The 11,590-nt window shown below is 62.4% G+C and carries 12 protein-coding genes; 6 read left to right on the top strand and 6 right to left on the bottom strand.

Annotation, left to right across the window (positions count from 1 at the left end; all coding sequences use genetic code 11):
• Nucleotides 1-62: 62 nt before the first annotated feature.
• From NKI19_RS28915 to NKI19_RS28895, 5 genes are all read left to right on the top strand, one after another.
• A complete protein-coding gene (locus NKI19_RS28915; RefSeq protein WP_292657948.1) occupies nt 63-575 on the top strand; it encodes a sigma-70 family RNA polymerase sigma factor in 513 nt (170 codons plus the stop codon).
• 2 nt (nt 576-577) lie between these two features.
• Entirely contained in the window at nt 578-1,372 is a 795-nt protein-coding gene (locus NKI19_RS28910) for an anti-sigma factor family protein (protein ID WP_352566183.1), read from the top strand.
• Between the two features lie 207 nt (nt 1,373-1,579).
• Nucleotides 1,580-2,686 carry a peptidase C39 family protein gene (locus NKI19_RS28905; RefSeq protein ID WP_352566185.1) on the top strand — a complete coding sequence of 369 codons (1,107 nt, stop codon included), beginning with the start codon at nt 1,580-1,582 and terminating at the stop codon, nt 2,684-2,686.
• Nucleotides 2,683-4,146, top strand: coding sequence for a RimK family ATP-grasp domain-containing protein (locus NKI19_RS28900; RefSeq protein WP_023719872.1), 1,464 nt, complete (start codon nt 2,683-2,685; stop codon nt 4,144-4,146). Before NKI19_RS28905 ends, NKI19_RS28900 begins: the two co-directional genes overlap by 4 nt.
• A gap of 23 nt (nt 4,147-4,169) precedes the next feature.
• Nucleotides 4,170-4,442, top strand: a complete 273-nt coding sequence (locus tag NKI19_RS28895) for a DUF3303 domain-containing protein (protein WP_352566187.1) — start codon at nt 4,170-4,172, stop codon at nt 4,440-4,442.
• A gap of 73 nt (nt 4,443-4,515) precedes the next feature.
• Here NKI19_RS28895 and NKI19_RS28890 read toward each other — a convergent pair whose 3' ends face one another.
• From NKI19_RS28890 to ygfZ, 3 genes are all read right to left on the bottom strand, one after another.
• Nucleotides 4,516-6,654, bottom strand: coding sequence for a putative bifunctional diguanylate cyclase/phosphodiesterase (locus NKI19_RS28890; RefSeq protein ID WP_352566189.1), 2,139 nt, complete (start codon nt 6,652-6,654; stop codon nt 4,516-4,518).
• 64 nt (nt 6,655-6,718) lie between these two features.
• Nucleotides 6,719-7,351, bottom strand: a complete 633-nt coding sequence (locus tag NKI19_RS28885; protein WP_352566191.1) for an HD domain-containing protein — start codon at nt 7,349-7,351, stop codon at nt 6,719-6,721.
• Entirely contained in the window at nt 7,351-8,211 is an 861-nt protein-coding gene (gene ygfZ / locus NKI19_RS28880; protein WP_352566212.1) for a CAF17-like 4Fe-4S cluster assembly/insertion protein YgfZ, read from the bottom strand. Before ygfZ ends, NKI19_RS28885 begins: the two co-directional genes overlap by 1 nt.
• 82 nt (nt 8,212-8,293) lie before the next feature.
• On the opposite strand from ygfZ, the gene NKI19_RS28875 reads away from it, so the two are divergent.
• Nucleotides 8,294-9,625 carry a dihydroorotase gene (locus NKI19_RS28875; protein ID WP_352490913.1) on the top strand — a complete coding sequence of 444 codons (1,332 nt, stop codon included), beginning with the start codon at nt 8,294-8,296 and terminating at the stop codon, nt 9,623-9,625.
• 35 nt (nt 9,626-9,660) lie between these two features.
• Here the strand turns inward: NKI19_RS28875 and NKI19_RS28870 are convergent, their stop codons facing one another.
• From NKI19_RS28870 to NKI19_RS28860, 3 genes are all read right to left on the bottom strand, one after another.
• Complete coding sequence (locus NKI19_RS28870; protein ID WP_352490914.1) at nt 9,661-10,464, bottom strand: hypothetical protein; 804 nt, start codon at nt 10,462-10,464, stop codon at nt 9,661-9,663.
• Nucleotides 10,465-10,544: 80 nt separating this feature from the next.
• On the bottom strand, nt 10,545-10,802 hold the full coding sequence (locus tag NKI19_RS28865) for a hypothetical protein (RefSeq protein WP_023677749.1): 258 nt from the start codon (nt 10,800-10,802) through the stop codon (nt 10,545-10,547).
• 374 nt (nt 10,803-11,176) lie between these two features.
• Nucleotides 11,177-11,554, bottom strand: coding sequence for a TIGR02301 family protein (locus tag NKI19_RS28860; protein ID WP_023677748.1), 378 nt, complete (start codon nt 11,552-11,554; stop codon nt 11,177-11,179).
• Nucleotides 11,555-11,590 lie beyond the last annotated feature (36 nt).

The raw sequence follows: 11,590 nt of genomic DNA, 5'->3' as shown, positions 1-11,590 counted from the left end.
CTTGCGCCGCGCTGCAAAGGCGCGTTCAATCACCACGGACAGGGGCCCCAGAACCAGCGGTCATGGACGAAAAGAAGGCAGCAATCCTTGGCGAAATACCGCGTCTGCGCCGCTATGCACGCTCGCTGTTGCGCGACCGTGATTCCGCTGACGATCTCGTCCAGGATTGTCTCGAGCGCGCACTTGTGCGGCTCGACAATTGGCAGACAGGAGAAAGCCCCAGGAGGTGGCTGTTTACGATCATGCACCATTTGTTCATCGACCAGATGCGCAAGGTGAACCGGCGCGGCGAGGCGGCGATGCTGCCGCTCGAGGCAAGCGAGGCGCAGGCAGCACCCGCCGAGCAGGTCGAGAGCATCGCCTCGCGCGAGATCGTCGACGCGCTGCAGGCGATCAGCCCTGACCGGCGGGCGGCACTTGTGATGGTCGCCATCGAAGGGTTTTCCTATGCCGAAGCCGCCAACATCCTTGGGGTTCCCGCCGGCACTTTGATGTCGCGCATCGCGCGCGGGCGTGAGGAACTGCGCGCGCTGCTGGATGATACCGCGCGCCGCCGCTCGATAAGGATCGTCTAGAAATGAGCCGGCGCGATTTCTCCGAACGCGATATCCACCTGGCTCTCGATGGCGAGTTGCCGGGCGACGAGCGGACGGCCTATGAGGCATGGCTCGAGGCCAATGCCGAGATGAAGGCCAAGAGCGCACGCTACGCCGCCGACCGGGCAGCATTGCGCGCAGCCTTTAACGGCGTGCTGGACGAACCCGTCCCGGTGCGGCTGAGCAAGGTGGTGCTTGGCGAGGCGCCAGCGGTCAGGGTGTCGCCGTCGCGCTCGCGTTGGTGGCTTGCGGCCGCCGCTGCCGTCATTCTGATGATTGGCGGCGCTGGCGGCTACCTTGCCGGCATCGGCCGCCTTGGCCTGGAAAATACGGCCGAGGACCAGCTTGCCGAAGAGGCGATCGCCGCCCACGTCATCTATGCCGCCGAAAAGCGGCATGCGGTGGAAGTGCCGGCAAGCGACAAGGATCATTTGCAGAGCTGGTTGTCGAACCAGGTGGGTTTGAAGCTGGTCGCGCCGGATCTGGCGGCGCAAGGGTTCCAACTGGTCGGTGGCCGGCTGCTGCCTGCAGGCCAGGGCAAGGCCGCGATGCTGCTTTATGAGGACGTCAAGGGTGAACGCATATCGCTCTTCGTCATCGCCGAATCAGCGGCCAAGGCCAAGGGCACCTATGGGTCTGAGGAAGATGGTCCTGAGGCCGTCTATTGGCTGGACAAGGGTTATGGCTGCGCCGTCGTCGGCTCGCTGCCGCGCGAGCAATTGGCCGCGGTGGCCAAGAGCGCCTATGGCCAGCTTCTGGCGGGCTTGCAAAGCTGAGCAGGCTCTCGTTTTCCGGAGCCGCGCCGATGCAGAAACACAGAGGTCGCTCAAAGCCTGTGCGCGACCTGCCTGCCGTCAAAACTGTCACAATTCGGCCCTAATCGAGGTGCGATAGCGCTTGCTGAATGCTGGCACTTCGGCTGGTGTGACCGATGTTTAGTCTAGGGCCTTTTCCACAACCCAATCGAGGTTTTCTGAGCCCGCATGCCTGCCGAGATTCGCAAGGCCCGCGCGTCCGACGTCGATGACCTCGCCGCCATCGAAAAAGCCGTTTTCTCGAGCGATCGCATTTCTCGCCGCTCCTTTCGCCAACTGATCGACCGCGACACCGCCGAACTGCTGGTTGGCGAAAACGATGGCCGAGTCGCCGGCTATGCAGTCGTGCTGTTTCGCAAGGGCAGCGGGGTCGCGCGGCTTTATTCGATCGCCGTCGGTCCATTTTTCGGCGGCCGCGGCGTTGGCCGCCTGCTGCTGGAACAGGCCGAGGCCGCCGCTTTCGAGCACGGCCGCATGATGCTTCGTTTGGAAGTCCGCGAGGACAACCCGCGCGCGATCCAGATCTACGAGCAGAGCGGCTACCGCAAGATCGGCCGCGAACCGGACTATTACGAGGATGGCGCCACGGCGCTGCGCTATGAAAAGACCTTGCGCGGCGACATTCCGGTCGCCACCGAAGTGCCGTTTTATCAGCAGACTTGCGAATTCACCTGCGGACCATGCTGTCTGATGATGGCGATGGCTTACTTCGGCCCCGGATTCGTGCCGGACCCGGTGATGGAAATCCGGCTGTGGCGTGAGGCGACGACCGTTTTCATGATGTCGGGGCCGGGCGGCTGCGAACCGTTCGGGCTGGCCGTCGCCGGCTATGAGAGCGGGCTTGCTGCTGAGATCTATGTGTCTTTCTACGGAGCGCTGTTCCTGCAGTCGGTGCGCAGCGAGGACAAGCGCCGGGTCATGGAGCTGGCGCAGGTCGACTTTCGCCGCCGCGCGGAACTTTACGGCATCCCGGTGAATTACCGTCCATTCGGGCTTGACGACATTCGTACCGCGATCGCAGAGGGAAAACTGGTGCTGGTCCTGATCAGCGGCTTCCTGATGTTCGGCAAGAAGGTTCCGCACTGGGTATTGGCCATCGGTGACGACGGCGACCATATCCTGATCCACGACCCCTGGGTCGAGGACGAGCGGCAGGAGACAATCCTCGATGCTGCCAATATTCCCGTGCCTTACGGCATCTTCATGAACATGGCGCAATTCGGCCGCGACGGATTGCGCGCCGCCATCACTCTCGGAAAGCGCGACAGCCAATGACCTGGGTCATCCTTACCGGCCGGCAGAACGATCTCGACCAGGTGGCGACGCCGCACAAGATCATCACCAATCGCGACTACCTTGCCCATCCGGCACTGTTTCGCGGTCAGCGGCCGAAGGTCATCAACCTGTCGAACAATTACGGCTACCAGAGCCGCGGCTATTACGCCTCGCTGCTTGCCGGTTCGCGCGGCCATAAGGTCATCCCGACGGTCGAAACGATGATCGACCTGTCGGAGCGCAAGCTCTATGAGCACGCGTTACCGGAACTCGAACTCGCACTCAACAAGTGCCGCAAGGACCTGGGCGGCGCCTTCCCGCAGAAGGTCTGCATCTTCTTCGGCATCGGACCGTCCAGGATCTGGGACCGCTTCGCCAAGCTGCTGTTCGACTGGTTTCGTGCCCCGGCGCTCGAGGTCCACATCAGGGACAGCGCCGAATGGGCCTCGATCCGCAAGATAGGCTTCCATCCCCTGGCCAGGATGACCGAGGACGAGGAAACGCACTTTCTCCAGTGCCTGGAAACCTACACCAACCGCGAGTGGCGCGACACCAAGGGACGTACGCCGGCGCGCTACACTTTCGCCACGCTGGTCGATCCGCATGAGGAACTGCCGCCGTCGGAGATTTCGTCGCTGCGCCACTGGGCCAAGATCGCTGAAAAGATGGGTGTCGAAATCGAGCCGATCACCAAGCGGGATCTGGCCAAGCTCGCCAATTACGACGCGCTGTTCATCCGCGAGACCACCTCGATCTCCAACCACACCTACCGCTTTGCCCGCCGCGCCCAGCAGGAAGGCATGCCGGTCATCGACGACCCGCTGTCGATGATCCGCTGCACCAACAAGGTCTATCTCAACGAGCTGATGACCTACAACAAGGTACCGGTGCCGCCGACGGTGATGATAGCCGGCATCTCGGATTTGGAAGTTGCGGCGCAGACACTGGGCTTCCCCCTGGTGCTGAAGATCCCGGACTCCTCGTTTTCGCGCGGCGTCAAGAAATGCGGCACCTTCGAAGAGTTGAAGACGCTCGCAACCGAATGGCTGGAAGATTCCGACCTCCTGATTGCGCAAAAATTCATTCCGACGGAATATGACTGGCGCGTCGGTGTCCTCGGCGGCCAACCTTTGTTTGCCGTCCACTATCTGATGGCCAAGAAACATTGGCAGATCGTCAATCATAAGGCCAACGGCAAGCCCGACCAGGGCGGCATCAAGACCTTCACCCTGAAGGAAGCGCCGGCGCATGTCGTCGAGACGGCGGTGAGCGCGGCGCGCTGCATTGGCGACGGCCTCTACGGCGTCGACCTCAAAGAAACCAGGGACGGCGTTTTCGTCATTGAGGTCAACGATAACCCCAACCTCGACCACGGCTGGGAAGACTCCGGCGAGAAAGACGAGGTCTGGGTGCGGCTAACGCAGTGGTTCCTGGAGCGGCTGGACCGGCCGGGGCGATAATATCCGAACTGAGGGCAAAAAAGATGCTGTTCTTCGTAACCGAGGATTTTCGCGGCTGCGACCGCAAGGAGATCTACCGCCGTTTCCGCGACCAGGGCCGCCTGAAGCCGGACGCGCTTGTCGTGCACCACAGCTGGATCGCGGCGGATATGAGCCGCTGCTTCCTCCTCGTGGAGGCCGCTGACGTCACGCTCCTGCAGCGGTGGGTCATCGAATGGGCGGATCTGGTCGAATTCGAGATCGTTCCCGTGGCGACGAACAAGGATATGGTGGAGGCATTGAGCGGGCACCTCTGACCCGCGCGCTTCGACGAGTAATATCCGGAAATTGTATTGATGGCAGAGCCGCCGGCTCGCCAGGCCGCCGTACTCAGCCGGATTGCCTGATCGTCGCGCTCGACCTCAGCAGCCGGTTGATGTCCGACGCCTTTGACGGCATGCCGATCAAATAGCCTTGAGCCTCGACACAGCCCTCCTTTTGCAGGAATTCAAACTGCGCCTCGGTCTCGACACCTTCGGCGGTGACGGTGATGCCCAGCTGTGCGCCAAGCCCGATGATGGTGCGCACGATCGCCGCGGTATCGCGGCTGTCGATATCGCTGATGAAGGAACGATCGATCTTGATCTTGTCGACGGGAAAGCGCCTGAGGTAGCCCAGCGAGGAATAGCCGGTGCCGAAATCGTCCAGCGCGATGCGGACACCCAGATCGCGTAGCTGCCTGAGTGTCTTGAGCACCAGATCGCTCTCGTCCATCAGCACCGTTTCGGTGATTTCCAGTTCAAGCCGGTTGGCCGGCACGCCCGAGAACGCCAGTGCCGAAATGACGCTGCGGGCAAAGGTACCGCTTTTGATCTGCACGGCGGAGACATTGACTGCGATGCGCCAAGACGCCCAGCCTGCCGCGGTCGTGCAGGCTTTTCGCAGCGCCCATTCTCCAAGCGGCACGATCAGCCCGGTCTCCTCGGCGGCCGGAATGAAGTCGTCCGGCCGTACCAGGCCGCGCACCGGCGAACGCCAGCGCATCAACGCTTCGGCACCGACGATCTCGCCGGAGGCGATGTTCATGATCGGCTGGAAATCCAGCTCGAATTCGCGGCGCGACAACGCTGCCCTGAGATCGATTTCGAGCGCCCGGCGTGCCCGCACCATCGCGTCCATGGCTGGTTCGAAGAAGCGGTAGAGGTTGCGCCCTTCGCTCTTTGCCCGATAGAGCGCCATATCGGCGTTTTTCAGCAACGTGTCGGCGTCCTTGCCGTCATTCGGAAACAGCGCGATGCCGAGACTGATGCCGACGCGCATGTCGTGTCTTTTGTCGCGAAACGGCTTTCCAATGATCTCGACGATGCGTTTGGCCAGCTTTTCCGCGTCGCCCGGGCTTTTGAGATTGAACTGGATTATGACGAATTCGTCGCCGCCGAAGCGGGAGACAACGTCCGTTTCATTGCGCAGGCACCGTTGCAGCCGTTCCGCCACGCATTTCAGCAGCCAGTCGCCGGCGGGGTGTCCCCAACTATCGTTGACTGCCTTGAAGTGATCGAGGTCGAGCGAGAATATCGCCAGCGATCCGTCGCTCGTCTCGCTCAGGGCTTGGTCGAGCCTTTCGCGAAGCATCGAGCGATTGGGCAGGTTGGTCAGTGTGTCGTGGTGCGCTAGATGGGTCATGCGCTCTTCGACGCGCCTGCGCTCGGTGACGTCGTCGAACGTCGCGACCCAGCCGCCGCCGCTCATCGGCCGGCGTGCAACCAGCAGCGTCCTGCCGTCGGCGAGATGGCGATGCGTTACGTGTGTTTTCCCCGCCCGCAGGCAGGCTTCGATTTGCGAGATTTCGCTGTCGGGGTCGAGCTTTGTGTAAATGCCCAGTTCCAGCAGCCGCTTGAACGCATCGTGGTGACTCATGCCAAGCGGGAAGTCGGCCGGCCTGACATGATAAAGCTCCAGGAAACGTTCGTTGCGCACGATCAGCTTGCCGTCCGCATCGTACATCAAAAGGCCTTGCGACATGTTGGCAAGTGCGGCGTCGAAACGGCGGTGCTGCTCCTTCAACTCCTGCTCGGCGCGCCGTTGCTCGGTGATGTCCTCGTAGATCGAGACCCAACCACCTGACGCCAGCGGCCGGTGCGAAATGTTGACGATGCGCCCGTCCGCAAGCGTTTCCTCATAGGTGGAAGGTTTTGCCTGGTCGATATAGGGCTTGCGGATCGCATAGAGTTGCTCGGCGCTTTGCGAGGCGATGCCGATATCCACGCTATGCTGGAGGATGTCGAAAAACCGGATGCCGGGCCGCACCACTTCGGCGTCGAGGCGAAAGATGCTGATGTAGTTCCTGTTGCAGATGATCATCCGTTCATCGGCATCGAACATGCACAGGCCATGCGACATGTTCTCGACCGCTGCCGAAAAACGCTCGTTCTGTTCGCGCAGCTCGTCTTCAATGGGTTGCGGCAGACCAACGCCTTTGGCCCTCCGTCGGCGGACGGACGAACCAGCCTTGATACCGGCAACGGGCATGAGGGCAGCCTATGGACCATGGTTAACCACGGCACTGTTGTCCCTGCCGGTTAATTTACCGTTTTCAGCCGGCTGGAACGGCAGTCTGGCGTCGCGACCTTTCGATGGCCGCAAAGCGCTTGAGAAAGGCATTCTGCGCCCAGGTCACCGAGCGGGGCGTGACATCGAAGCGCTCGGCGTTGAAGCCGCGCGGCCTGCCGAAGAACTCGGTCGCCTCTGCCGTCGAAAAACCTGCAAGCAGCGTCGCTTCGAAATAAGCGGCGATCTGATCCGCTCGCTTGATTTCCTTGCGCAGCCCCGCGTCGAGTTCCGCCGGCAGTGAGAAGCGCAGATGGATGGCGCGCTGCAGCCTGATCTCGCAATCCCTGTAGCTGCCGCCCATCACGGACTTGAATGGCGAGATCATATCGCCGATGACATATTCCGGCGCGTCGTGCAGCAGCGCCGCCAACCGCGCGTCGGCGTCGGCATCCGGCATCAGTTCGCCGACAAGCGTTTCGACCAGCAGCGAATGCTGGGCGACCGAAAAGGCGTGATCGCCTCTGGTCTGGCCATTCCAGCGTGCGACGCGGGCAAGGCCATGGGCAATATCGGAGATCTCGATGTCGAGCGGCGAGGGGTCGAGCAGGTCGAGCCGGCGGCCAGACAGCATGCGCTGCCAGGCGCGCGGCGGCGCCCCGGCGCGATCGGCAGCCATCAGGCGTCCTCCGCGCCGACGGCTTCCTGCGGAAAGCTGAATTTCGCCCAGGACGGGATAGCGAGCGACACGGCGACGTCCTCCGCCAGGATCGGCTGGCCGGCGTCGAGCGCTGCCTTAACCCGGTCGATGCGGGCAATGGCAAGGCCTGTCCTGCCGGCGGTCGAGCCAAGCGTGCCGACCGGTCGCCCCTCCACCGTCAACTCTGCGCGCGAAGTAGGCAGGGGGCGTTCGGCCGAGACAATCAACACCCGGCGCCTGGCAGTGCCGCGATGCTGCATGCGCGAGACGACCTCCTGGCCGACGTAGCAGCCTTTCTTGAAGCCGACACCGCCGATCTCGTCGAGCAGCACGTCATGCGGAAACGCGTCGCCGAGATGATAGTCGCTGCCGCTTTCGGCAATGCCATGGGCGATGCGAAAGGCTTGCCATGCGGCAAGGTCGCCGCCATCTGCGGCGCCACCATAGAAGCGCTTGACGGCAGTATCGACAAACCGCGCATCGGCAAACGGTGCTGATTCAAATTGCGAAGTGGTTGAATCGCCTCCCCATGCGACGGCCACAACCGGCTGATCCAGCTTGGCAATTTCGACTTTGGCGCGCAATTTGTAGAGCGTCAGCCGGCGCATGAAATCATCGGCGGTCTCGGTACGGCATTCAAGTCGGAAAGCATTTTCGCCGGCGCGCGAGATCAGGAAGTCGAAAAGGATCTTGCCTTGCGGCGTTAGCAGCGCGCCTGGCTTTGCTTCGCTGCTGCCGAGCACGTCTAGGTCGGTGGTCAAGATGTTCTGTAAAAAGTGCTCGGCATCCGGCCCGGACACGGAAACGAGTGCGCGATCTCTGAGCGAGGCAAAGGGCATGGTGGGAAACGAGCCTGATCTTGCAAAACTATCGGCCATTACGTAAGCCCCTGGCACTTCCCCCGCAAGAGACCGGACCCGCATGGCCCCCATCTACGATCTCATCCTGACAGGCGGCATCGTGATCAACCATGACGGCGAGGGTTTTCGCGACGTTGGCATCAATGGTGGGCGCATCGCTGCCATCGGCGACCTCCGCCAGGCGTCGGCCGGTGAGACGATCGACTGCCGCGGGCTGCACATCCTGCCGGGCGTCGTCGACAGCCAGGTGCATTTCCGCGAGCCGGGCCTGGAGCACAAGGAAGATCTCGAGACGGGCTCGCGGGCAGCGGTGCTCGGCGGCGTCACCGCCGTCTTCGAGATGCCGAACACCAATCCGCTGACCACCAGCGAGGCAACCCTTGCCGACAAGGTGCGGCGTGCCACCGGCCGCATGCATTGCGACTTTGCCTTCTGGGTCGGCGGCACCCGCGACAATGCGAAAGACGCCGGCGATCTCGAGCGGCTGCCGGGTGCGGCCGGCATAAAAGTGTTCATGGGCTCGTCCACCGGCGACCTGCTGGTCGAGGACGACGAAGGCGTTGCCTCGATCCTGAGGAACACACGCCGCCGCGCCGCCTTTCACTCCGAGGACGAATTCCGGCTGCGCGAGCGGCTTGGCGAGCGCATCGCGGGCGATCCGTCTTCACATCCGGTGTGGCGCGACGAGATCGCTGCGTTGCGCTGCACGGAGCGCCTTGTGCGAATCGCGCGCCAGGTCCGCGCCCGGATCCATGTGCTGCACATCTCGACCGCCGAGGAGATAGGCTTCCTCGAACAGCACAAGGATGTCGCGACCTGCGAGGCGACGCCGCATCATCTGACGCTGAGCGCCGATGATTATGCGCAGTTGGGCACCCTGATCCAGATGAACCCGCCGGTGCGCGCCACGCGCCATCGCGACGGGGTCTGGCACGGTGTTGCCCAAGGCATCGTTGATGTGCTCGGCTCCGACCATGCGCCGCACACGCTGGCCGAGAAGGCAAAGCCTTATCCGGCGTCGCCGTCCGGCATGACCGGGGTGCAGACTTTGGTGCCGATCATGTTGGACCATGTCAACGCCGGCCGGCTGACGTTGCAGCGCTTTGTCGACCTGACCAGCCACGGCCCGCAGCGTATTTTCGGCATCGCCAGGAAAGGCCGTATTGCCGCCGGCTACGACGCCGATCTGACCATCGTCGATCTGAAGCGCCGCGAGACCATCGCCAACGCCCAGCAAGGCTCCAAGGCCGGCTGGACGCCTTATGACGGCAGGCAGGTGACCGGCTGGCCGGTCGGCACCATCGTTCGCGGCCGGCGCGTGATGTGGGAAGGCGAGATCGTCGCGCCGGGCCAGGGTAGGGCGGTGGAGTTTTCCGAGGCGTTGGCGGGCTAAGCTCCCTGCCTCGATAAGGGACAGGCTAAAACCACTCAATCCCCAGCGACGAAGAACGTCCATTGTCCGGTCGGCGTGATGCCGACTCGGTAGAAGATGTACGCACCGAACTGCTTCATATCGTCATAGTCGCTGGCGGTGACGATCTTGAACAACTCGACCCGCTGCTTGGCATCGAGCTTGTCCAGCGGCAGGGCGAAGAAATAGGGCCAGACATAGAGATCCTGCGGAGTGCCTGCATCGACGTGGACATAGCCGGCATTGAGCACCTCTTCCAGGATGGCGAGGATTTCCTGGCCCTCCGAGTCGCCGGAAAGGCCTTTCAGGAAGGCGATCGGGTCGCCCTCCATGTCGCCCAGCGACAATTGGGTCATCATGTTACCCGTGCCGATCAGCGGCCGCAGTCTTTCGATGTCGCCGCTTTTGCAGGCCTCGACGATCAGATCGTGCATGCGCCTGACCGGTTCCGGCAACTTGGCAAGGTCGTAGACGACTTCGGGCACAGGCGCATCCGGATCGACATGCGGATTGGCCATGCCACCATCGTCCGCTGGCCCTTTCGGCTCGGTTTGCTCCGGCCCGTCGGACGGAGTCGGCTGGCTGGCTGCAGGTGGCGTCGTGCCGAGCGGGCCGGGCATCGGCACTGTACTTCCAGGCGGCGACATGTCGCCGTCGGGCGGAGGCGTGACCGGCGAGGGCAGGTCTTCGCGCTTGATCTCGCTGAGGGCGTGAGCGGGACTGCTCGCAAGTAGCAGTGCAAGGGGAATTGTGGCGCAGGAAGCAGTAAGCCAAATGCTGAGGACCAGGCCGCGCGGCTTGCCTGATATCGAAAAATTCACCGCCTGCTACTCCCTGGTTCCAGCCCATCCATGTGCCCGGACATGATGTCCGGCGGCGCGCCGTCGTCAAAGAACCGGGGTCAGTGCCGCAGTCTTTCGGGCTCGAAGGCCCCGGCAATCACCTTTTCACGCATGCGATCCAGCAGGGCAAGCGCCGAGGTCTCGCCATTGGTGCGCAGCATTTCGCCGAATGCCGTTTCGAGGGCTGCCTCGGCGATGATTTCCGGCTCGATCCCTGCCGACAATCCTTCTGCCCAGGCTTCGCTGTGGCTTTCCACGGCGGTCAGGCGCTTTTCTTCCCTGACCAGCGCGTCGATGTCGTTGACGCCATGTTCCATTGCGATGTCCACCCTTTCAAGCGGTGATCCGTTGGATAGGGATCAAGCTTGAGTTGTCCCTTTTACACGCAGGCGCAGTAAGTATTTGTAAATACGACATTTTTTTGGTCGTCTTCTACAAATTCCGTCGCGTCCAGCAAACCTGCGTCCGATCCGTTTCAAACTTAGCCGATTAGGCCGGCCAAGGGGACGGAAACCTTCAGTTTGAGTTAATTTCACATCTGCGCGCTAATGTTTCGTTAACATAGTTGCAAAAGTGCAACATCAGGTTTGCACCAAGACCTCACCCGAGGCAAGCGGAGAAGTGTCGAATGCGTCCGCCGCCCACAGCGCCGGCGCTTGATGCCGGTTTGCCGGAACGGCAGCTGCCGCCGTCAGTTTCCGTAGCGAGAGGCTATGTCGCGAGACAGCGTCTCGCCTTCCTTCATGTAGCGGCTGATGGCTTCCGTCGCCGAGGCCGTGCATTGCGTATAAGTGCCGCCGAACGACCGGTAGCCGCGGTTGAAGCTGGCGATGAAGCGGGCGCGCCGCTCCGGGTTCGGATTTTCCGATGCGATCAGTTTTTCCATCTCGGCTCGCCACCGGTCTCCCTTCTCGCCGCACAGATTGCGCAGGAAATGCAGTGAGCCGAGCACTTCCGCCAGCCGCATCAGCCCGGGCTCGAACGGGGCTTCGGCGGCAATCGCCGGGCGCGCGCCGACAACCACACTGACGGCGAGGCATGCGGCGAGAAACGAAGACGTGCGGCTCATGAGTCCTTGTGCTGAAACAATTTGTCGCCTGCAAGG

Source organism: Mesorhizobium sp. M0751 (assembly GCF_040320265.1).
Classification (GTDB): Bacteria; Pseudomonadota; Alphaproteobacteria; order Rhizobiales; family Rhizobiaceae; genus Mesorhizobium.
The sequence above is the reverse complement of the archived record's forward strand: the minus strand, read 5'-3'. Positions and strand labels throughout refer to the sequence as shown.